The following is a 20,970-nucleotide window of genomic DNA, read 5'->3' as shown; positions in this document are numbered from 1 at the left end:
TGGCAGACCCTGCCCGCCGCCGACGTCGACGTCTCGGTCCGCCGGGACAGCGGTTTCCTGGTCTACCGGTGGACCCTCAAGGCCGGCCGCACCGTCCCAGCCGGGCAGATCGTCTTCGCCGGCCAGTACACCCACGCCACCGGCGGACGGGATGCCAAGGACGACAGCTACCTGGCCGACGGCACCGCCGCCGCCGGTCCGGCGGCCGTCTGGGGGACTTCGCCCGCACCTCCTGAGCGGCCCGGCCCGCGCCGGGCCGGGCGGGCACCGGCCTCACCCGCCGCGGACGACTGCGGCGCACGTCCCGCAGACGCGCTGGCCCCAGCGGGGCGGATACCAGTCGGCACCGGCGTCCGCGGGCTGGTAGGGGTCGCGCTGCAGGCCGGCGGTGTCCAGGCCGCAGCAGGTCCGCCCGGCCGGCCCGGCCCCCGGGTCCGCCGCGGTCGCGTCCGGGTCCACGGTCACCGCGTGCACGACCAGTGCCGCCCGGCCGACGGCCGGGTGCTCGCCGCCGCCGAGTTCGCGGGTCGTCGGCGGTTCCTCGATCTCCAGCATCACCACGATCGGCCTCATGCTCCGAGCCTCCCGCCGGTGGCGGCCGCCCGCATGTCGCGACCGCCCGGGCGGCAGGTTCCGGCCGTCTTTCCTGTGCCGGACATGACAGCAGTGCGGCAGTCGGCTCCGGACGGGTTGCCGGGAGGTTGCGGGACGGGCCCGGGGGCCGCCCCGTCCGCCTGCCGGCCGCCCGTTCCCGCAGGTGGGAGCGGGCCACGGCGGCAGGGCCGGGCCCGGCCCGCCGTCCGGCGGAGCAGTGGCCGAAAGTCGCCCATCCTTGCGCAAGACGCTGCAAGAAATTTCAGGCAGCGGGGTGGATCCGTGCTTCGATGCCGGTCGGGCCGAAGGCCACCGGCCGCTCCCCCACCGCCGGCCCGCCCTTTCCGACTCGACGGAGGAAGACCATGCACGTCACCGTCGGCCGCCCCCGGCCCCGACCGGTCCTGTCGCTGCTGCTCGCCCTGCTCGTCACCGCCCTGCTCGTCCCAGCCGGCACCGCCGCGGCCGCCGGAGCGGCACCGTCCTCGGTGTCCGTACCCGTCCGGGTGACGGCGGCCACCGACCCCGGCGACACCGTCCTGCTGTCCGGGAGCGTCGCCGAACTCGGCGCCTGGGATCCGGCCGAGGCCGTCCCGCTCACCACCGACGGCGGCGGCTCGTCGCTCTGGTCCGCGACCGTTCCGCTCCCGGCGGGCAGTCAGGTCCAGTACACGTACCTCCGGCGCACCGGCGCCGGCGAGCTCGTCCGCGAGGACGTCCCCGTCCGGTCCGTGTTCGTGTCCGCGAACGGGCACCTCGCCCTCGACGACCAGTGGAACGTCGCGGACGGCAACCCCGTCACCACCGTCTTCAACGCCGAGGCCACCACCTGGTACGGACAGCAGCTCCTCGTCAGCGGGAGCCTCCCCGAACTCGGCGCCTGGGATCCGGCCAAGGCCGTCCCGCTGAGCACCAGCGCCTTCGTCTACCCGCAGTGGACGGGCTTCGCCACCCTGCCGCCCGACACCGCCCTCCGGTACAAGTACCTGACCAGGGACCCGGACGGCACCGTCACCTGGGAGAGCGGCCCGGACCGGTCCACCACCACCCCGCCGAGCGGCGGCACCCTGATCGTCCACGACACCTGGCGGTAGGGCCCGGCCCGCGCCGGACGGCCGGGGGCGGATGCGGCGCGCCCCGGCCGTCCGGCGCCGAGAGGCCGGCCGTCCACCGCTCAGGAGCGGACGACGCTCACGCCACCCAGCAGGCCCCAGGCGTCGACGCGTACGGTCGGCCCGCCCGCGGTGCTCGGCCCGTCGTCGCTGACACCGCCCAGCCGGATGCCGCCGACCACCACGCGCACGTCGGGACGGACCCGCAGCCGCACGCCGCCGATCAGGCTCAGCTTGGTGATCCTGAGTTCGGCACCGTCCGGGATCTCCACGTCCGTGAGATCCACGTCCACCCCGCCGATCAGCGAGGCGGTCAGGGTGCGGCTGTGAATCTCGGCGCCCGCCAGACGAGTTCCCCCGATCACACTGACCCGGACATCGGTCTTCCGGTCGTCCCGCTTCTCACTGTTCGTCATGTACTCACCGTAGAGCGGCAGGAAGGCCGCCGACAGTGCTCGGTGACACCTGCCGCGCGTGACATCCGTCAGGTGGTGCACCCGGAGTTGAGCGCGATGTAGCCCTCGGTCAGGTCGCAGCCGTAGACGGTGAACTCGCCGTCGCCGATGCCGAGGTCGACCCCGATGACGATCTCGTCCCCGGCGAGGTAGGCACGGGCGCGTGCCAGCATCGCGTCGTCGGGCTCCTCCGGGAACATCTCCAGCTCCCCGTAGTGGATCCGCACCCGGGCCGGTTCGATGTCGAGGTCGTCGTCGAGCTTGCCGATCGCCATCGCGACCCGGCCCCAGTTGGGGTCGGCACCGTGGACGGAGGTCTTGACCAGCGGCGAGTTCACCACGGCCTTGCCCACCCGCTTGGCCTGGGCGTCGTCGCGGGCGCCGGTGACCCGCACCTCCAGCAGCTTGCTCGCACCCTCGCCGTCGGAGGCGATGTTCCGGACGAGGGAGAGCGCGGCCTCGTACAGCACCCGCTCGAACTCGTCCTCGTCCACCGGGCCGGCCAGGCCGTTGGCGAAGACGGCCGCGGAGTCGCTGGTCGAGGTGTCGGTGTCGATGCTGAGCGCGTTGAACGTCCGGTCGACGACCCGCCGGAAGACCGCCTCCAGCCGGTCGGCCCCGATCTCGGCGTCGGTGAAGAAGAAGGTGAGCAGCGTCGCCATGTTCGGCTCGATCATGCCGACGCCCTTGGCGATGCCGACCACGACGGCGTCGCCGCAGCGCAGGTGGACGGACTTGGCCCGGGTGTCGGTGGTCATGATCGCGGCGGCGGCGGCCTCGAAGTCGGCAGCGGCCGGCGGCGTGGGGATCTTGGCGATGCCCTCGCGGATGCTCTCGATCGGGTAGGGGCGGCCGATGACGCCGGTCGAGCCGATCACCAGCTCCTCGGGCAGCACCCCGGCCTTCTCGGCGGCGAGCCGGCGGACCTCCTCGGCGTGCGCCGCACCGACCTTGCCGGTGGCGACGTTGGCGTTGCGGGAGACGACGACCATGCCGCGGCTGCGGCGGAGTCCGGCGTCGGCGCGGCTGAGCACCACGCTGGGGCCGGCGAAGCGCGACCGGGTGAACACCGCGGCGGACACGGCGGGCACCTCGGACACCACCAGGGCGAAGTCGTGCGCCTCGTCCTTGAGTCCCATGTTCGCGGTGTAGGAGAGGTACCCCCGCGGCACTGCCAAGTCCATGATCGATCCCTTTCGAGCATTCCCGGCCACTGCATTGCCATGCGCTCGGCAGCATACATTCCCAGCGCGGGGCGCGCGAAGACTTCCCCTGCCGGCACTCACCGGCCGGGGAAGTCGGCAGGAAGAGGGCCGACATGACGGACACGCGGTCGGCAGCGAACCGCTCGGCCGTCCGACCCGCGGCGCATACCTATGACCGGCGGGCGCAGGCCCGGCCACCGGCCGCGCCCTCGCGGCGGCCGTCCGGTACGACCCGCCGGACGGCGGCCGGGTTGGAGCATCCGCCACCGCGGGCGTAGAATCCGCGTGTTGTTGTAGGACACCTCGTTCGGTGAGGCGTCTTCACGGACACAGGCCACTGATCCCACCCGTCGAGAGACGCTCCGGATCAGGACAGGTCTCCCCGACCTAAGGGGTGATCCCAAGTGGCTTCCCGCACAGGGACACGCCGTGGAGTGCCAAAGCTCTGACGAGTTGGGGTGTACCGGGATCCGCCCGGTCCTCCCCCTTGCCGCGCCCTGAGCGACGCCCCCGTGCGTCCCGGCCGGAAGGAGGCGAGAGATGGACAGCAGTCCGGGCCATAGTCGGCCCCTCACCACGTTGTCCGCGTCGTCCTCGTCGTCCTTCCGCGGCACGCGGTAGCCACTCCCGTCACCTTCCTCCCCCTGCCCCGACCGTCGGCCTGCCCGGGCCCGGCCGGGCGGGCGGCCGCGAGGGGCGGAGTGCTGCCCGCTGCCGCCCGGAGCCCCGGAGTTGCCGGGGCAGGGGTGTTCACCATGGCCACCAGCACACTGCTCGCCACCACGTCCGCACGCCTGCGCGACCGCCGGGTCAGGTCCGTCCGCCGGGCCGGCGCCGTCCAGGCCGTCCGCGCCTCGCTGGTCTCACTGGCCGGCCTGGTCGGCCGCCCGGTGACCAACCAGTCCGGCGAGGAGGTCGGCCGGATCGTCGACGTGGTCGCCCGGCTGTACGGCTCCGAGCCCTACCCGCCCGTCACCGGCCTAGTGGTGAGCGTCGGCCGGCGACGGGCCTTCATCGCCGCCGACAAGGTCGGCCGGTTCGCCGGCGACCGGGTGTCGCTCAGCTCCGCCCGGCTCGACCTGCGGGAGTTCGAGCGCCGGCCCGGCGAGGTGCTGCTCTGCCGGGACGTGCTGGACCACCAACTCGTCGACGTGGACGGGGTGCAGGTCAGCCGGGCGGCCGACCTCTACCTCGCACCGCAGGGCGGCCGCACCGTGCTGGTCGGGGTGGATGTGAGCCTGTCGACCCTGCTGCGGCGCCTCGGCCCGCGGCGCTGGCAGGCCCGGCCGACGCCGGAACGGGTCGTCGACTGGCAGTCGGTGGCGCCGTTCGCCGAGCAGGCCACCGACGGCCCGGCCCAGGTGCACCTGCGGGCGTCCCGGGCGGCACTGCACCGGCTGCGCCCCGCGGAGCTCGCCGACGTCCTGGAGGACCTCGGCCGGATCGAGCGCCAGCAGCTCCTCACCTGGCTGGCGCCGGCCCATGTCGCCGACGCGCTGGAGGAGATGGAGCCGGCGGAGCTGGAGAACCTGCTGCGCGAGGCTGCCCCGGAGGACGCGGCCCGGCTGGTCGACGAGATGGAGCCGGACGAGGCCGTCGACGCGCTGCGCGACCTGGACCCGGGCGAGCGCGAACGGCTGCTGCAGCGGCTGCCCCAGAGCGACGCCGCCGAGCTGCGCGGCCTGCTCACCTACCGGGAGGGGACGGCGGGCGGCTGCATGACGCCCCGCGTGATCACCGCCCGCCGGACGGACACCGCCTCCGCCGTCCGCAGCAGCCTGGCCGAACTGGCCGAGCACCGCGCCGAGATCGCGGCGGTCGCCCTGGTCGACGACCACGGCCGGCTGTTGGCCGACATCTCGCTGTTCGACCTGACGGTGGCGGAGGAGCCCACCACCATGGGCGAGATCGCCGACTGGACGGCCCAGTTCGGGCCGCCCGCCACCGTGGACCCGCATGCCCGCATCGCGGAGGCCGCCGAACTCCTGGTGGCCTCCCGGGCGTCCTCGCTGCTCGTGGTCGACGGGCAGGGCCGCCCGATCGGCCGCATCCTCGCCGACGATGTCCTCGACACCCTGCTGCCCGAGCGCGGGCGCCTGCACTTCCGGAGGTTCCTGCAGTGACCGGCGACACCACCACCCGTACGCCCCCGTCCGGCACCGTCGCGGCGACGGCGCCGCCCGGACGCCGCGGGCGCTGGGGACGCTTCGCCGTCGTGGCGGCGGTCGCCGGCCCCGGGCTGGTCGCGGCCAACGCCGGCAACGACGCCGCCGGGATCGCCACCTACGCCACAGCGGGCTCGCAGTACACGTACGGCACGCTCTTCTTCATGCTGCTGGTCACCGTCGCCCTGGTGATGGTCCAGGAGATGGCCGTGCGGCTCGGCGCCCACACCGGCAAGGGCCTGGGGGCGCTCATCCGCGAGCAGTTCAGCCTGCGGCTGACCGCGGTGGCGCTGTTCTGCCTGCTGCTGGCCAACACCGGGCTGGTGGTCAGCGAGTTCGCCGGGATCGGCGCCGCCTTCGAACTGCTCGGTGTCCCCAAGTGGGCGGTGATCCCGCCGGCCGCGCTGCTGCTCTGGGCGCTGGTGCTGTTCGGCTCCTACCGCTGGGCGGAGCGGATCTTCCTGCTGATGTCGCTGGTGTTCTTCGCCTACCCGGTGGCCATGATCCTGGGCCGGCCGCACTGGGGGCAGGTCGGCTCGCACCTCGTCCTGCCGCACGTCCAGCCCGACAAGGCGTTCATCCTGCTCGGCGTGGCCCTGATCGGCACCACGGTCAGCCCGTACATGCAGTTCTACGCCGCGGCCGGGGTGGTGGACCGCGGGGCGAAGCCGGAGGACTACCGGCTGATCCGGGCGGACGCGATCCTCGGCGCGCTGTTCGCCTGTGTGATCAGCATGACGATCATCGTCGCGACGGCCTCCGCGATCGGCGGCAGCGGACCGCTCGCCTCGGCCGCCCAGGCCGCCGAGGCGCTGAAGCCGGTGGCCGGGCAGGGCGCCGAACTGCTCTTCGCGTTCGGGCTGATCGGGGCCTCGGCACTGGCAGGCGCGGTGGTGCCGCTGTCGGCGAGCTACGCGATCGGGGAGGCGGCCGGGGTGGAGCGCTCGGTGTCCCGCAGCTTCCGCGACGCGCCGCTGTTTTTGGGACTGTTCACCGCTCAGATCGCGCTGGGCGCCGCGGTGGCGATGACCCCGGTCGACGTGATCAAACTGCTGATCGGCACCCAGGTGCTGCAGGGCCTGATCAGCCCGGTCGTCCTGGTGTACCTGCTGATCCTCACCAACCGCCGCAGCGTGCTCGGGGCGGCCGCCAACGGCCCGCGGTACCGGATCGCGGCCGGTGCGGTGGTCGTCGCCGTGGCGGCCATGTCGACCATCCTGCTGGTGCAGACCGTGCTCGGCTGGTTCGGCCTGGGCTGACGGCCGGCCGGCGCCCGGGGGCGGTCGCCGGCGGCCCGTTCAGGTGTCCAGCCGGACGGGCTGCCAGCGGTAGGCGGCGTCCTCCTGCCAGCACTGCAGCTCGTCCTCCACCACCGCGGCCAGGCACAGCCGCCAGTCGTCGCCGACCGACAGCGCGACCCGGGTGGCCGGCCGCAGCGTGGGCCGCCACCAGCGCGGCCGCCGCGCCCCACCGGACGCGGGCAGGCGCAGCCGGACGCCGCCCGTCCCGGCCAGCGCGATCGTCGGCCCGCCGCGGTGGCCGGCCATCGCCACTCCGAGGGCGGGCTCGGACTCGCCGATCTCGACCGGCGCGGCGCCACCGCCGAGCGGGTACAGCCGGGCCGCACCGTCGGGGCCGAGGATCACGGCCTGCGGCCCGGCGGAGGACCTTGCGAGCGCCGCCCCGCGGGCCCGGACGGGGGCGGCGATCCGCTCGGGCCGGACCTCGGCGCCCACCCGCCAGCAGAGCACCCGGTCCTCGTGCTCCACCAGGACGGACCACGTCCCGACGCGTTCCTCGGTGGCCGCGAGCACCCGGTCGGCCGGACAGCCGGACAGCTCCTGCCCGGTGACGGTGACCCCGGGCGACCAGCGGAAGGACTGCAGGACCCCGGCGCGCGCCGTCCAGACGACCAGTTCGCCGGAGGCGTTGACGGCGCCGGCCGCCCCGGCGACGCCGCGCGCCACCTCCCACCAGCCGGAGCGGTTGCCCACCCAGAGCGCGCCCGCGCCGTCCTCCGCGAAAACGGCGAGCTCCGCGGCCCGACCCGAGCGGCCGGCCACGATCTCCCGGAGCGTCGGCGGGCCCTGGCTCGTCCGGGTGGCGGGCAGCTCCGGCACGGAGAGCCCGGGGCCGCTGTAGCCGACACCGTCCGAGCCGCCGGCGACCACGAGCGGGCGGCCGGCGGTGTCCGGCAGCACGGCCAGGCAGGACGTCCTCGGCAGCGGCCGGTGCGCGCGCAGGAGTTCCCGGCCGCGGGCGGCCCACGGGCCGAGCGGGGCGGGACGGCGGTCCGGGTCGTGGTGCAGCGGCTCGGCCGCCCAGCCGGCCAGTTCCTCGCTGAACCCGGCCGCCACCAGCTCGCGGCGGGCCTGGTCGGCGGCCGTCCGCTGGTCCAGCCGGCCGTGCTCGGGCAGCAGCAGGCTGCGCGCCAGCGTGCCGACCGCGAACAGGTCCTTGGCGGTGGCCGGGAAGCCGCCGACCTGCTCGGCCTCCGGCGGCACGTGCCCGGGGGTGAACACCGCCACCGTCAGGGTCCGGTCCAGCGGGGCGAGGAAGGTCAGGTCGATCAGCTTGACCCGGCCCTCCGGCTCCACCAGCACGTTGGCGGGCGAGATGTCGCGGTGCACCCAGCGCTTGCGGTGGAGTTCGTCGACGATCCGGCAGAGCCGGACCAGCACCTCCGCCACCGCCGGCAGGCCGTCCCGGTTGGCCCGCGCCCACCGGTGCAGCGGCACGCCCTCGACCCACGGGGAGATCTGGTACCCCAGCACCCCGTCACCGGGCGGGCTGCCGGGCCGGTGCGGCGAGGGGCCGAGCAGGAAGCTCGGCACGACCAGGTCGGTGACGGCCAGCCGGTGCGCGTTGTGCGAGACGTCGTCCCAGCGGCCGAGCCAGCGGCGCACCTCGGACGGGTCGCGCTCCAGCATGATCTTCGCCGCCACGAGCTCCTTGAGCCCGCTGCGGCCGGTACGCACCGCGCGCCACACCTCGGCCTCGCCGCCGCGGTGGTGGAACTCGAGGAGTTCGTACTGCTCGGGATCGAACTCCGGCCCGAACCGCAGCCCGGGCACCCAGCGTGACTCTGACACTCCGCCCCCCGCCTGACCGGCCGGCCCCTGCCCCGCCCTGCCCTGCCCCCACGATAGTGGTTTTTCCTGCCCGGACACCCCGAAGGCCGCCTATCCTGATCTCGGCCGGACACCGATTGACGGTACGTCAAGACAGCAACTCGCATGAATAGTTGGTCACCGAACCGACCGAACGGACCGCAGGGGAGACTGCATGGCGCTGTTCGCGCTGCTGCTGATCGCGGTGGCACTCGCCGGCCTGGGGGCTACGCCCTCGTCCGCCGCAGACGGGCCCTCGACGCCGCCTCGGTGGCCACGGCGCTGGCCGCGGCGGCCGCCCGGCTCGCCGCCGGGCAACCCGAACAGGCCCGGCGCCGGTACGCCCGGCTGACCGAGCGCCTCGCCCTGGCACCCCCGCCGCTGCGGCCCCAGCGCGGCACGGCGCTGATCGGTCTGGCCGAGGCCACCGAGGCGCTCGGCGACCGGGCGGCCGCCCTCGGCTTCTGCCGCGAGGCCTTCCCGCTGCTCCCCGCGCCGGACACGCAGATCCCCCGCTGGGGCCTGCTGCGGATCGCGGAGGCGGAGATCCGGGCCGATCGGCCGGACCTCGCCCCCGTCCTGGCCTTCCTGCGCGCCGCCGACCGCGGCCCCGGTCCCGGTGAGGACCCCGACGCCGCCGCCCGCGTCCTCGAGTGGCTGCAGCGGCGCTGCCGGGAGGGCACCGCCGCCGACCGCGACAGCGCCACGGCCGCCGCCCTGAAGGCTCTCCCCGAGCGGGACTGGCCGGTGCTGGCCCGGTCGGCGCTGCTGCGCGACCGCGGCCGGCCCGGCGAGGCCGAGGCCGTCCTCGCCGCCGCCGCGCCGGGCGGCAGCGGCGAACTCTGGTTCCGCCACGGCGCCCACCTGCACGCCGCCGGGCGCAACGCCGAGGCCGTCGAGGCCTTCGGCCGCGCCGTCGAGCGCGGCACCGGGGAGCCCTCGCCGTGGGCACGCGGAGCCGCCCTGCGCGCCGAGGCGCTGCTCTTCCGCGGCCTGGCCCGGCAGTTCCTCGGCGACCACACCGGCGCCGGCACCGACCTCGCCGACGCCGCCGCCGCGGCCCCCGACGACCCGCGCCCCCACTACGCGCTGGGCCGGCTCGCCCTGGTGCTCGACCGGGACGCCGAGGCGCACGGCCACTTCACCGCGGCGCTGGCCGCGCAGCCCGGCCACACCCCGTCCCGGCTCGGCCTCGCCCTGCTGCACGAACGGGCCGGCCGCCCCGCCGAGGCCGCCGCCGACTACCGGACGGCCCTCGACGCGGGCCCGCACTGGCAGCCCGCCAGGGTCCGGCTCGGCGCCGCGCTGCTCGCCGCGGGCCGCACCGAGGAGGCCGCGCCCCTGCTGTCCGCGGAGGCCGGGGCCGCGCATCCCTGGAGCCCGAGCGCCGCCTTCCTGCACGGCCTGGCCCTGGCCCGCAGCGGCGACCCGGAGGGCGCCGTGGCACGCTGGGAGCCGCTGGGCGACCCTGACCTCTCCGACCTGCTGACCGCGCAGCGCGACCTGCTCGCCCGCCGGCTCCTGGACACCGACCCCGGGGCGGCCCGCGCCCTGTGGCAGCGGACCGTCCTCGACACCCCGGACGAGCCGGGCCTGCGCGGCTCCCTGCGCGAGGCCGCCCTCCGTGAGGCCGCCCACCTGCTGCTCACCCGCCGGGACGACCCGGAGGCGCTCGACGCCGCCGCCAACGCCCTCGCCCTGGCCGGCTCCCCCGCCCCCGGCACGGACGGCCCGGCCGCCTCGGCCCGGGAGGGCCGGCTGCGGGCCGCGCTCGCCCTCGCGGAGGGCTCCGCCGCCGGGCCGGACGCCCTGCCCGCCGGCGCCGACCGGCCGCGGGACGTCTACCACCGCTCCGCGGCGGGGCTGCTGACCGGCCGTCCGGTCCGGACGGTCGCCCTGCTCGCAGCGGTCGAACCGGACCCGGGGGCGACCCGGCCCTCGCCCACCTGCGGGCCCTGCTCGCCGAGCGGGCCGGCAACTGGCCCGGCGCCCTCGACTGGTACCGGCGCCACCTGGCGAACCCCGCCGCCCCGGCGCCCGCCCCCGCCGATGGCGCCCCGTGCGCGGCCGCCGACGCCGACGCCTGCGGACAGACCGCCACCGACGCCTGCGGCGGATGCGGCCGAGAGGGCTGCGCCGCGCACCTGCACCGCCCGGAGGGCGCCGGCTCGGCCCGCTGCGGGCGCTGCGCGGAGCGGGCCCTCCTCGCGGTGCTGGACTGCGCCCTGCGGGCGGACCTGCCGGAGGAGGCCGAGCCCACCCTCGCGGCGTGGGCCGCCGTCCTCGGCGACGGCCCGGCGGGCGTCACCGTCCGCGCGGCCCTGTGCCTGCTGCGGGCCGACGACGACGACCTGGACGCCGCCCTCGCCGACCTGCCCGCGGCCGCGCACCGGGCCCGCACCACGGTGCTGGTCCGGCGTGCGGCCCGCGCCGTCGGGGCGGGGCGGTTCGGCGACGCGGCCGGCGACCTGCGGGAGGCCGTCCGGCTGACGCCCGGCCACGCGCAGGCGGCCGAGGCCCTCGGGGTGCTCGCCGAGCACGAGGCCGCGCGCCACGCCGCCGAGGGCCGCCACCAGGAGGCCTGGGACTGCTACCGCGCGCTGCTGCTCAAGGACCCGTCGCACCCCCGGCTGCTGCACGCGCTCGGCCTGGTGAGCTACCGCCTCGCGGCGACCGTCCCGGCCCAGGGGACACCGGCCGGGGGCGCACCGGCGGCGGACGGGACGGACCCCGGAGCGGCGGACGGGAGGGCGGACGGGACGGCGGACGGCGAGGACCTGTGGCACTGGGTCGTCGGCTGCCTCGTCCCCTCGCTGCACCTGCCCGACGTCTGGGACGCCGCCGCCGGGGTCACCGGCCGCGACGCCGAACCCCCGCGGGTGGCCGCCGCCCGCGCCGCCCTCACCGACCGGCTCCGCACCGACCTGCGGACGCTCGACCAGACCCACGGCCGCAGCGGCGACGAGGTCGACGCCTGGACGGTCCGGCTCGGCATGGAGGTCCGCTGCGCGGAGGCCTTCGCCGAGGACGAGGTCCGGATCGCCCGGCCCGACGGCACCAGCCACCGGTTGGTCGTCGGCCCGGCCCTCGAACGGCTGTTGCGGACGTCCCCGCCCACCGGCGAACTCTCCTCCTGGCAGGGCGCGTTCCAGTACGCGGTGCTCCCCTGGCGCAAGCCCGGCCCGTACGGGGTGCACCCGTTGACGCACGCCCTCGGCCTGTTCGAGGAGCTCGGGCCGCAGCGCTACCTGCTGCTCCAGGGCCGCCACGCCGCGGCGGTCTCCGCACTGGAGACCCCGGAGGGGCGGAGACCGACGGGACCCGGCAGCACCTGCTGCGCGAGGCCCTCACCAGCCAGGCCGCCGAACACCACCGCCACCAGGAGTGGCGCGAGGCGGTGGAGTGCCTGACCCGGGCGGGCACGCTGCCCGGCCCCGGGCTCACCCCGGAACTCGCCGCGCTCGGCGCCGACGCCGGCCTGCGCGCGGCCCGCGCCCTGCTCAAGGAGCACGACGACGACCAGGCCGGCGCGGCCGCCCTGCTGGAGCAGGCCCTCGCCCTGTCCCCCGGCCACCGCGAGGTGCGCGAGAACCTCGGTGCCGCGTACGCCCAGCACGCCCGCAAGATCAACAACGAGACCAAGGACTACCGGCAGGCGCTGGTGCTGCTCCGCAAGGCGCTCGCGCTGGCCCCCGACGACCCGACGGCCCGCCACTTCCTGGAGGCCGCGCTGCGCAACCGGGCCAACGAGGTCAGCGTCCTCGGCCCCGACGGCGACCTGGTCGAGGCCACCGAGCTGTGGCAGGAGCTCACCCGCCTCGACGACGACCCCGACCACCGGGCGGGCCTGGTGTACGTGCTCCAGCTCCGTTCGCTCACCGCCGCCATCGCCGACCGGCGCACCGAGGCCGTCACCCACATGGCCGAAGCCCTCGCGGCCGACGAGGAGTTCACCGGCGACCCGGACGCCGAGGCCCCGCGCCGGGTCTCGGTGGTGCTGGCCAACCACGTCCTGGAGAAGTACCAGGACCGGCCGTTCGACGAGCGCGCCTCCCTGCTGCGCCGCGCCCAGACGTACGACGACTCCCCCGACATGCGGGGGGTGATCGTCAACGTGTGGCGCAGCGAGGCCGCGAGGAACTTCGAGGCCGACCGGTTCACGGACGCGACCCTGTTGCTGGAGCAGGCCCTGCAGATGGCGATGACGGCCGACGCCAAGGCCAACATCGGCAAGGAGCTGGGCGTCGTCTACGGCGCCCACGCCGTGCGCAAGGCCAACGCCCGCCGCTTCCAGGAGGCCCGGACGCTGATCGGCCGGGCCGTCGCCCACGACCCGAACGACTCCGGCCTGCGCAGCCTCAAGTACCGGATCGACCGGCTGCGCTGACGGTCCGGCTCCGCCGTCCCCACGTCCACCTCTGTCCAGAAGCAGCCCGAAGCCGTCACCGAAGCCGTCCTGCGGCCGTCGCCGCAGCCGGAGGAGAAGAGACCGCCGCCATGCCCCTGCACGAACCGTCACCGTACGAGGTCCTGGGCATCCCGCCCACCGCAGGTGTGCGCGAGATCAACCTCGCGGTGGGCCCGGCGATGCGGCAGGGCCGTCACACCCGTCAGCAGATCCAGGACGCCGCGGCGCTGCTGCGCAACCCGGACCGCCGGCTGGAGCTGGACATCCAGCAGGTACTGCCGCCCGAACCCGTCGACGGGGTGGCCGAGTTGCTGGCCCCGGTACTGGACGTCCCGCTGCTGGTCGTGGACCGGCCGCCGGTGTCGCCGGCCGACCTGCTGGTCGTCCGGCGCGAGGAGCTGGCCGCGGACTTCGCGGAGCCCGCCCCCGCCCCCGCCGCGGCCACCGCCGAACCGCCCGTCCCGGCGCGGTTCGCCGCCGACCTTTCGGTGCTGCCGCCGATCGAGATCCCGGAGTGAACGCCATGACCACGCAGGAACCCGGCGCACCGGTGCGGACCGCCGAACCGCTGGCGGTGCCGCAGCGGGCCCTCGATGTCGATCTGGGCCAGGCGTTCAGCCAGTTGCTCTTCCGGGCGTCGCTGCTGCAGCGGCTCCGGGACGACGAGGCGCGCGCCGCCCGGGCGGCCCAGCGGGACCTGCTCGGCCTGCTGGTCGAGGTGGACGACGCCCTGGCCGCGCTCGGCCTGGACCCGGAGCTGGTGCGGCTGGGCCGGAGCACCGGCATCGAGGCGACCCGGCGCAGGCTGCTCGGCAAGCTGGCCAAGGCCGGGGTGCGTCCGATGCGGCTGGAGGGGATGGCCGCCGACCCCGTCCTGTCCGAGATCGTCGGCACCGAGGCGCGCACCGGGCTGGAGCCGGAGACGGTCGTCCAGAGCGTGGTCACCGGTTTCTTCTGGAACGACGAAGTGCTGCGCCGGGCCCAGGTGGTGGTCGCCACGACCCCCGCGCCGCCGTCCGCGGAACACCCGGAGCCCACCGGAGGCGCCGAAGCCGGCGAGCCCGGCGGGCCGCTCGGGATCGACGCAGGATTCGAGGACGGCGGGGCCACCCGGGTCGACGGGAGCGTCCACCGGACGACGACGGAACAGGGCCCGGCCACGCCCGCGGACACCGGCACGGGCACGGGCAGGTCCGGCACGGGGAGCCGGTCCCGGAAGAGCGGTTCCAAGGCAGCACGGCTCAAGCGACGCAAGCGCTAGGGCCTGACGCGGCACCAGGCACACAGGGGACAAGAGGGGAACGACATGTACCGCACTCTCGGTATCGACCTGGGCACCACCAACTCCGTGGTGGCCCAGCTCCGCCGGGGCGAGCCGGAGATCGTCTTCAACCGGCAGAACCAGGAGGGCACGCCCTCCGTGGTCGGCCGGGGCCGCCGCGGGGAACTGCTGGTCGGGTCGACCGCCCGGAGCCGGCTCGCCCTCGACGGCGAGAACGTGATCCGCTCGGTCAAGCGCTTCATGGGCCGCAAGTTCCGCGACCCGCAGGTGCAGGCGGCCCTCGACGAGCTGGACTACAAGGTCACCGCGGGCACCGACGGCGACGTCAACGTCTGGTTCGACGGCCGCTCGTACACGCCGATCGAGATCTCCGCGATCATCCTGCACCGGCTCAAGGAGGACGCCGAGCAGCGCCTCGGGGAGCCGCTGCACCGGGCCGTCATCACCGTGCCCGCGTACTTCGGCGAGCGCCAGGTCGCGGCGACCCGGGAGGCAGGCCGGATGGCGGGTCTGCACGTACTGCGGGTGATCAACGAGCCCACCGCCGCCGCCCTCGCCTACGGGATGACGGCCGAGGCCGGCGACGAGGGGCGCACCGTCCTGGTCTACGACCTGGGCGGCGGCACCTTCGACATCTCGATCCTGCTGCTGGTGCCCGGCTCGGTGTCGGTGCTGGGCATCGAGGGCGACAACCTGCTGGGCGGCGACGACTTCGACCGGGCCATCACGACGGCGCTCCTGGAGGACATCCGGGACGAGTACGGCGCGGACTACCAGCCGGACCGGCGGGACCGCCCCGGATCGCCTCGGCCGCCGAGGTGGTCAAGATCGAGCTGTCCAACCAGGAGGCGTCGGACGTCGTCCTGGCGGGCCTCGGCGCGGGCCAGCTGGTGCTGGAGACGGTGTTCGAGCGGCCCCGCTTCGAGGAACTGATCGAGGCCCGGATCGAGCGGACCATCGAGCTGACGCACAAGGCGATCATGCAGGCCAACCTCACCGTCGGCGACATCGACGAGGTGCTGCTGGTCGGCGGGTCGACCGCGATCCCGCTGGTGGCACGGCGGTTGGGCGAGGTCTTCGGGCCCCGGCGGATCCGGCGCGGCGTCAATCCGATGCAGTGCGTGGCGCTGGGCGCGGCCGTGCAGTCGGCCCTGGTCGCCGAGGTGGAGTGCCCGGAGTGCCGGACGCCCGCCGAACTGTCCGCCGCGTCGTGCGGACAGTGCTCGGCCTCGCTGCTGGGCGGCGCCCGGGTGACCTGCACCGGGTGTCATCTGCCGGTGGACACCGCGGCCGACGCCTGCCCCAAGTGCGGTCAGCAGCTGGACGGCGAGGCCGCCGCGCCCGTCGCGGCGCCCGTCGCCCAGACCCGCGACTGCGCGCGCTGCGGCACACCGGCGGCGGCCGAGGCCACCGCCTGCAGCCTCTGCGGCGAGGCACTGCCCGTCGCCGGGGGCGGCCCGACGGCGTCCACCGCGGCGGCCGCGGCAGCCGCGGTCGCCCAGGACATCGGTCTGCGCTGCGGCGGCTGCACGGCGGTGAACCCGCCGGGCACCGAGGTCTGCCCCTCCTGCGGCCAGCTGATGCAGGTGACCAACCCCTTCGACATCACGCCGAAGGACCTCGGCATCGAACTCAACGACGGCCGCCTCGCGGTGATCATCCCGAAGGGCACCGGCTACCCGACGAGCACCCCGGTCAGCCGGGAGTTCGTCGTCTCCGGCGGCGGTCAGCAGCGCCTCGAAGTGGCCGTGTACGAGGGCGAGCAGCCGATCGCCCAGCAGAACGAGCTGATGGGGCACCTCACCCTGCGGCTGCCCGCCGGGCTGGGCGGCCGGATCCCGGTCGAGGTGTCGTTCGGCCTCGACCAGGACCGCACGATCACCCTCTCGGTGCGGATCCAGGGCGGCGAGCAGCGGACGGTCAAGCTCGGCCGGGCCTCCTCGACCCGGAGCTCAAGGTGCAGGTCGAGGAGCAGCAGCGGCAGATCGAGAGCTTCACCGACCGCTGGGCGAACGAGCTGACCGAGGCCGAACTGCGCGAGACGCAGCGGCTGATGGACACCCTTGACGACATGGCGGGCGGCCGGACGGGCGGCGAGTCGGTGGACGCCGCGCTGGAGCGGGCCCAGTTCCTGCTGAACGCGCAGCGCTGGGTGCGCAGCACCGAGGCGTACCTGAGCCTGTTCCTCCTGTACTGCGAGAAGCACCTGGACGCGGGTGACCTGGCCCGGCTGCGCAGCGTGGCGGCCGAACTGCGGGAGCGCCGCGAGGCCGCGGACTGGGAGGGCGCCATGGCGGCGGCCGCCGCCGCGGACGAACTGTGCGACTCGCTGGGCCACACCTTCCGGATGCTGACGATGTGCAATATCTACGTCAGCCAGAACATGGTGTCGCCGGCCCTGGGCCAGCGGATCATCGCGGAGCTGCGTGGCCTGGACTCCGCGGTGGAGTCGGCCAACATGGAGGCCGCGAACCGCCACAACTCGTCGCTGCTGGGCCTGTACGCGCAGGCGCAGCGGGAGATGGGCAACGACAGCGTGCCCGAGCAGGTCGGGCCCGTCCGCCCGGAGGAGGTCGATCCCCGATGACGGCCGTGGCGCCGATCGAGGTGCCGTGCCCGCAGTGCGCGGTGCCCGCCGACGCGGAGAGCCTGCGCTGCCCGTCCTGCCGGGAGGATCTCGCGGCACTCGTCCGGCTCCGGTACGCCGGGCGGATCGACTACAACGAGGCGCTGGAGCGCATCCGGGCCGGGGACGACGCCGCCGCCCTGCTCCTGCTGCGCCGCGCGGTGCGGCAGGAGCCCGGCCTGCGCCCGGCCCTGGACCTCCTCGCCGAGGTCACCGCCCGGGCCGGCGCGGCCGACGCCTGACGACCGCAACCGAGGGCCCCGCCCCGCACCTGACGGTGCGGGGCGGGGTCCTCGGCGGTACGTCCTCCGGCACGTCCTCCGAGGTGTCCTCCGATGCGCTCAGCCGGTGGTGCGTACGCCGTCGAGCGCGATCCCGAGCACCCGGTCGCGCTGCTCCTCGCCGGGGAAGGCGACCGAGCTAATGCCGGAGACCAGGCGCAGCAGGTCGTCGATGTTCATGTCCGGCCGCACGTCGCCGGACTTCTGCGCCCGTTCGAGCAGCGGGGTGCCGGCGTCGTACATCGACTGGCGGCAGGCCAGGAAGACCTCGCTCTCCTCGCCCTCCAGTGCCTCGCGGATCGCGCGCTTGGTGAGGGTGTAGGCGACGAAGCGGCGCAGCCAGCCGGCCAGCGCGTCCCACGGCGGCAGGCCGGAGACCTCCTCGGCGACCAGGGTCAGGTCGTTGACCTCGTTGGCGTAGACGGTCTCGAAGAGGTGCCTGCGGGTGGGGAAGTTGCGGTAGAGGGTGCCGATGCCCACGCCTGCGCGACGGGCGATGTCCTCCAGCGAGGCCTCCGCACCGTGCTCGGCGAAGGCCTCACGGGCGGCGACGAGCAGCGCGTCGAAGTTGCGCGCGGCGTCGGCGCGGCGCGGGCGCTGGGCCGCGATGAACTCGCTGACGACGACCTGTTCCGGCACGGGGACCTCATTTCGGACGCCGGGTTGAACCGGAGGCACACCTCCGCTAATCTGGAGGCATGCCTCAACTTTAGCAGTGAGGCCCCGCTTCCGCCCTGCCGCCGTACGGCAGCGGCCCCACGACCCGTACGCCGCGCGCCGGCCCCGGCCCTCACAACGCCGCGCCGCCGCGCCGGGCCGACCTGCCCGCCGGCGTCCCGCCTGCTCAGCTCCACCGCTCCGCCTGCTCCGCCCCGCTGTCCGCCCGCGTCCCGGGAAGGTTCGATGAACCGCCACTCCAATCGCCTCACCTTCGGCGTCCTCGCGACCGGCGCAGGCGTGTTCGCCCTGCTCCAGTCGCTGATCACGCCCGCGCTCCCGACCGTCCAGCACGCCATGCACACCTCGCAGGCCACCGTCACCTGGGTGATGACCGCCTACCTGCTCTCCGCCTCGATCTTCACGCCGATCCTCGGCCGGGTCGGCGACCTGGTCGGCAAGAAGCGCACCCTCGTCGCGGCCCTGATCGCCCTCCTGGTCGGCTGCCTGGTCGCCGCCCTGGCCCCGAACATCACCGTGCTGATCGTCGCCCGGGTCCTCCAGGGCATCGCCGGTGCGCTGTTCCCGCTCTCCTTCGGCATCATCCGCGACGAGTTCCCCGCCTCGCGGGTGCCCGCCAGCATCAGCAACCTCTCCGCCGTCATCGCGGTCGGCAGCGGCCTCGGCATGGTCCTGGCCGGGCCGATCGTCGGGGCGCTGGACTACCGCTGGCTGTTCTGGTTCCCGGTGATCATCGTCGCTGTCACCGCACTGATCGCCCACCGCTACGTCCCCGAGTCGCCGACCCGCACCGAGGGCAGCGTCAACTGGCTCGCCTCCGTACTGCTCTCCGGCTGGCTGGTCGCCCTCCTGCTGCCCATCAGCCAGGCGTCGAAGTGGGGTTGGGGCTCCACGAAGGTGATCGGCCTGCTCGTGACGGCGGTCGTCCTGTTCGCGCTCTGGGGCGCCGTCGAGGCCCGCTCCCGCAACCCGCTGATCGACCTGCGCATCATGCGCCTCCCGGCGGTCCGGACGACCAACACCGCCGCGCTGCTCTTCGGCGGCGGCATGTACGCGGTCTGGGCCTTCCTGCCCGGCTTCGCGCAGACCCCGTCTTCGGCGGGCTACGGCTTCGGCGCGAGCGTCACCGGCGCCGGACTGCTGATGCTGCCCATGCTGGTCACGATGTTCGTCGCCGGCATCGTCAGCGGCCGACTGGCCGGCCGGTTCCCCGCCAAGGCGCAGCTCATCACGGGCGCCGTCCTCGGCGCGGTCGCCTGCGCGATCCTCGCCGCCTGGCACGGCCAGCAGTGGCAGGTCGCCCTGGCGGCAGGCGTCTTCGGACTCGGCATCGGCCTCGCCTTCGCATCGATGAGCAACCTCATCGTGCAGAGCGTCCCGGCGGCCCAGACCGGCGCGGCGACCGGCATGAACGCCAACATCCGCACCATCGGCGGCTCCCTGGGCGCCGCCGTGATGACCGGCCTGGTCACCGGCCACCTCCAGGCCTCCGGGCGCCCGTACGCATCCGGCTACACCCACGGCTTCACCCTGCTGGCCGTGTTCTGCCTGGCCGCCGCACTGGCCGCGATGCTCGTCCCGACCCGGCGGCGGAGCGTCCCCGCCCCGGTCGAGGCCGCTGCGGCCTCAGCGGTCCGGGGGCCGGCGACCCCGGCGGCAGCCCCGGCCCCGGCAGCGGCGGTCGCGACGGCCGCGGGCACGGGCGCGCGACCGGAGAACGCACGGCGCTGACCGGGCCGCCGTCGGGCCGACCGACCCGACGCCCCCGCTGACCGCCGCACCTGCCCGCCGCCGCCGGCCAGAACCTCTGGTCAGCGGCGGCGGGCACCCGGCATGATCGGGGCAGTGGAAGGGACATACGGGATGCACCTGCGCAACGTCACGCTCGACGACGTCGAGGCCTACGTCCGGATGCGGTGCGATCCGGTCATGATGAAGGACCTCGGCGGTCCGCTGCCGCGGGAGGGCATCCCGGACAAGGTACGCCGCGACGTCGGCACCGCCGCGTCGGACACCGGCTGGATCAAGATGGTCGTCCCCGACCCGGCCACGCCCGAGGTGGTGGCGGGGCAGATCACCCTGTGGTCGCACGACGAGGACGGCGAGCAGATCTCCGAGATCGGCTGGATGATCCTGCCCGGGTTCCAGGGCCGCGGCTACGGCAAGCGGGCCGTCCGCGCGGTGCTGGAGGCGGCACGGGAGGACGGCCGCTGGGGACTCGTCCATGCCTTCCCGGCCACCGCCAACGCGCCCTCGAACGGCATCTGCCGCAGCGTCGGCTTCCGATTCGTCGAGGAGCGCAGCATCACCTTCGCCGACCGGGTGCTGCGCACCAACCTCTGGGTCATCGACCCGCGGACGGGCCTGGGTTGATCCACGGGCCACAGGCCCGGACACCGCCCGAAGCCCGCCCGGACATCACGCCTCCGGTCAGCGCGTCGTGCAAGGGGCCGGCTCATCGCCGGCCACGGCGGGGTGCGACCGGCGCCTCGCCGAGATCCTGATCGGCGCTGCGCGAGCGGCTCGACGGGGCACCCTCCTTCGTCGCCCTCGAGGGCTACGACACGGTCACCGTCCTCGCCGAGGTGCTCCGCTCCCACGGCGGCGGCCGGGCCCGGACCGCCGCGGCCTGGCCCCACGTCGAAGGCGAGGGCACCCGCGGGCAGATCCGGTCCTCCCGCCTGCCGGGCATCAGTGTGTGGCAGTGGGCCGCGGCACCGATCCAGGTTGTCGACCGGGATCCGGCGGACCTCGACCGTTTCCATCCTGCACACCGGCCGAGCGGGCTCGGCGATCTCCCGACGGGAGGACGAGCCCGCTCGACCGGCGGAAGGTCCGGCAGGACGGCCCTCATGACAGCCGAACGGAGACAGGCTCCGCCCGCCGGTCATGCCTGGTGGAGGCCGACAGCCGCGGTGACCTTGCCCTTCGGCATCGTGACCACGGTCCTCGATGTCCGTGACCACATCAACAAGCGGCGGCCCAGGGCACCGGTCGGGTGGCGGCCGGCAGCCGGGTGCGCGTGCGGCCGGTGCACCCGGTGACCCGGTGACC

19 protein-coding genes, 1 pseudogene and 1 riboswitch are annotated in these 20,970 nt (G+C 75.1%); of the genes and pseudogenes, 15 read left to right on the top strand and 5 right to left on the bottom strand.

The genetic code is table 11. From position 1 onward, the window contains the following. Positions 1–273: 273 nt before the first annotated feature. Positions 274–573, bottom strand: coding sequence for a hypothetical protein (locus ABEB13_RS29895; protein ID WP_345707941.1), 300 nt, complete (start codon positions 571–573; stop codon positions 274–276). A gap of 386 nt (positions 574–959) precedes the next feature. Here ABEB13_RS29895 and ABEB13_RS29890 point away from each other — a divergent pair, with 386 nt between their 5' ends. Further along, on the top strand, positions 960–1,688 hold the full coding sequence (locus ABEB13_RS29890) for a carbohydrate-binding module family 20 domain-containing protein (protein ID WP_345707940.1): 729 nt from the start codon (positions 960–962) through the stop codon (positions 1,686–1,688). A gap of 80 nt (positions 1,689–1,768) precedes the next feature. Here ABEB13_RS29890 and ABEB13_RS29885 read toward each other — a convergent pair whose 3' ends face one another. Beyond that, positions 1,769–2,122: a hypothetical protein gene (locus tag ABEB13_RS29885; protein ID WP_345707939.1), complete on the bottom strand. Its 354-nt coding sequence runs from the start codon at positions 2,120–2,122 to the stop codon at positions 1,769–1,771. Positions 2,123–2,190: 68 nt separating this feature from the next. Continuing rightward, complete coding sequence (gene argJ / locus ABEB13_RS29880; protein ID WP_345707938.1) at positions 2,191–3,345, bottom strand: bifunctional glutamate N-acetyltransferase/amino-acid acetyltransferase ArgJ; 1,155 nt, start codon at positions 3,343–3,345, stop codon at positions 2,191–2,193. Between the two features lie 316 nt (positions 3,346–3,661). Continuing rightward, positions 3,662–3,831, top strand: a riboswitch (M-box (ykoK) riboswitch). A gap of 290 nt (positions 3,832–4,121) precedes the next feature. Between argJ and ABEB13_RS29875 the strand changes: the two genes are divergently transcribed. Then, entirely contained in the window at positions 4,122–5,489 is a 1,368-nt protein-coding gene (locus ABEB13_RS29875; protein WP_345707937.1) for a magnesium transporter MgtE N-terminal domain-containing protein, read from the top strand. After that, positions 5,486–6,790, top strand: coding sequence for an NRAMP family divalent metal transporter (locus ABEB13_RS29870; protein ID WP_345707936.1), 1,305 nt, complete (start codon positions 5,486–5,488; stop codon positions 6,788–6,790). The genes ABEB13_RS29875 and ABEB13_RS29870 overlap by 4 nt, the downstream gene beginning before the upstream one ends. A 39-nt stretch (positions 6,791–6,829) precedes the next feature. On the opposite strand, the gene ABEB13_RS29865 is transcribed toward ABEB13_RS29870, so the two are convergent. Next, positions 6,830–8,605 (bottom strand): protein kinase domain-containing protein, encoded by a 1,776-nt coding sequence (locus tag ABEB13_RS29865; RefSeq protein ID WP_345707935.1) that lies wholly within the window; start codon positions 8,603–8,605, stop codon positions 6,830–6,832. 306 nt (positions 8,606–8,911) lie between these two features. Here ABEB13_RS29865 and ABEB13_RS29860 point away from each other — a divergent pair, with 306 nt between their 5' ends. From ABEB13_RS29860 to ABEB13_RS29820, 9 genes are all read left to right on the top strand, one after another. Then, a complete protein-coding gene (locus ABEB13_RS29860; RefSeq protein ID WP_345707934.1) occupies positions 8,912–11,131 on the top strand; it encodes a tetratricopeptide repeat protein in 2,220 nt (739 codons plus the stop codon). Beyond that, positions 11,047–12,051 (top strand): hypothetical protein, encoded by a 1,005-nt coding sequence (locus tag ABEB13_RS29855; protein WP_345707933.1) that lies wholly within the window; start codon positions 11,047–11,049, stop codon positions 12,049–12,051. Before ABEB13_RS29860 ends, ABEB13_RS29855 begins: the two co-directional genes overlap by 85 nt. Further along, the gene (locus ABEB13_RS29850; protein WP_345707932.1) at positions 12,039–13,028 is read left to right on the top strand and encodes a tetratricopeptide repeat protein; all 990 of its coding nucleotides are present in this window, start codon (positions 12,039–12,041) and stop codon (positions 13,026–13,028) included. Before ABEB13_RS29855 ends, ABEB13_RS29850 begins: the two co-directional genes overlap by 13 nt. 110 nt (positions 13,029–13,138) lie before the next feature. Next, a complete protein-coding gene (locus ABEB13_RS29845; protein ID WP_345707931.1) occupies positions 13,139–13,567 on the top strand; it encodes a hypothetical protein in 429 nt (142 codons plus the stop codon). A 5-nt stretch (positions 13,568–13,572) separates the two neighbouring features. Beyond that, complete coding sequence (locus tag ABEB13_RS29840) at positions 13,573–14,310, top strand: nucleotide exchange factor GrpE (RefSeq protein WP_345707930.1); 738 nt, start codon at positions 13,573–13,575, stop codon at positions 14,308–14,310. 45 nt (positions 14,311–14,355) lie between these two features. Next, positions 14,356–15,264, top strand: coding sequence for an Hsp70 family protein (locus ABEB13_RS29835; RefSeq protein ID WP_345707929.1), 909 nt, complete (start codon positions 14,356–14,358; stop codon positions 15,262–15,264). Next, a complete protein-coding gene (locus ABEB13_RS29830; protein ID WP_345707928.1) occupies positions 15,150–16,352 on the top strand; it encodes an Hsp70 family protein in 1,203 nt (400 codons plus the stop codon). Before ABEB13_RS29835 ends, ABEB13_RS29830 begins: the two co-directional genes overlap by 115 nt. Then, positions 16,289–16,918 (top strand): hypothetical protein, encoded by a 630-nt coding sequence (locus ABEB13_RS29825; protein WP_345707927.1) that lies wholly within the window; start codon positions 16,289–16,291, stop codon positions 16,916–16,918. The genes ABEB13_RS29830 and ABEB13_RS29825 overlap by 64 nt, the downstream gene beginning before the upstream one ends. Continuing rightward, positions 16,915–17,199, top strand: a complete 285-nt coding sequence (locus ABEB13_RS29820; RefSeq protein WP_345707926.1) for a hypothetical protein — start codon at positions 16,915–16,917, stop codon at positions 17,197–17,199. Before ABEB13_RS29825 ends, ABEB13_RS29820 begins: the two co-directional genes overlap by 4 nt. Before the next feature lie 99 nt (positions 17,200–17,298). Here the strand turns inward: ABEB13_RS29820 and ABEB13_RS29815 are convergent, their stop codons facing one another. Next, positions 17,299–17,877 carry a TetR/AcrR family transcriptional regulator gene (locus ABEB13_RS29815; protein WP_345707925.1) on the bottom strand — a complete coding sequence of 193 codons (579 nt, stop codon included), beginning with the start codon at positions 17,875–17,877 and terminating at the stop codon, positions 17,299–17,301. A gap of 264 nt (positions 17,878–18,141) precedes the next feature. Between ABEB13_RS29815 and ABEB13_RS29810 the strand changes: the two genes are divergently transcribed. The 3 genes and pseudogenes from ABEB13_RS29810 to ABEB13_RS29800 form a co-directional block, all read left to right on the top strand. Next, positions 18,142–19,647, top strand: coding sequence for an MFS transporter (locus ABEB13_RS29810; protein ID WP_345707924.1), 1,506 nt, complete (start codon positions 18,142–18,144; stop codon positions 19,645–19,647). 132 nt (positions 19,648–19,779) lie between these two features. Beyond that, positions 19,780–20,289 carry a GNAT family N-acetyltransferase gene (locus ABEB13_RS29805; RefSeq protein WP_345709871.1) on the top strand — a complete coding sequence of 170 codons (510 nt, stop codon included), beginning with the start codon at positions 19,780–19,782 and terminating at the stop codon, positions 20,287–20,289. A gap of 131 nt (positions 20,290–20,420) precedes the next feature. Then, positions 20,421–20,690: pseudogene (locus ABEB13_RS29800) on the top strand (ABC transporter substrate-binding protein); the annotation flags it as partial. Between the last annotated feature and the right edge of the window lie 280 nt (positions 20,691–20,970).

The organism is Kitasatospora paranensis, from assembly GCF_039544005.1.
Classification (GTDB): domain Bacteria; phylum Actinomycetota; class Actinomycetes; order Streptomycetales; family Streptomycetaceae; genus Kitasatospora; species Kitasatospora paranensis.
This window is presented reverse-complemented; position numbering and strand designations above follow the sequence as displayed.

Bases quoted from the DNA above. Each gene is read 5' to 3' on its own strand.
- ABEB13_RS29845 (WP_345707931.1), top strand. From the start codon at position 13,139: ATGCCCCTGCACGAACCGTCACCGTACGAGGTCCTGGGCATCCCGCCC.
- ABEB13_RS29805 (WP_345709871.1), top strand. From the start codon at position 19,780: ATGCACCTGCGCAACGTCACGCTCGACGACGTCGAGGCCTACGTCCGG.
- ABEB13_RS29875 (WP_345707937.1), top strand. From the start codon at position 4,122: ATGGCCACCAGCACACTGCTCGCCACCACGTCCGCACGCCTGCGCGAC.
- ABEB13_RS29820 (WP_345707926.1), top strand. From the start codon at position 16,915: ATGACGGCCGTGGCGCCGATCGAGGTGCCGTGCCCGCAGTGCGCGGTG.
- ABEB13_RS29810 (WP_345707924.1), top strand. From the start codon at position 18,142: ATGAACCGCCACTCCAATCGCCTCACCTTCGGCGTCCTCGCGACCGGC.
- ABEB13_RS29885 (WP_345707939.1), bottom strand. From the start codon at position 2,122: ATGACGAACAGTGAGAAGCGGGACGACCGGAAGACCGATGTCCGGGTC.
- ABEB13_RS29890 (WP_345707940.1), top strand. From the start codon at position 960: ATGCACGTCACCGTCGGCCGCCCCCGGCCCCGACCGGTCCTGTCGCTG.
- ABEB13_RS29835 (WP_345707929.1), top strand. From the start codon at position 14,356: ATGTACCGCACTCTCGGTATCGACCTGGGCACCACCAACTCCGTGGTG.
- ABEB13_RS29895 (WP_345707941.1), bottom strand. From the start codon at position 573: ATGAGGCCGATCGTGGTGATGCTGGAGATCGAGGAACCGCCGACGACC.
- ABEB13_RS29840 (WP_345707930.1), top strand. From the start codon at position 13,573: ATGACCACGCAGGAACCCGGCGCACCGGTGCGGACCGCCGAACCGCTG.
- argJ (WP_345707938.1), bottom strand. From the start codon at position 3,345: ATGGACTTGGCAGTGCCGCGGGGGTACCTCTCCTACACCGCGAACATG.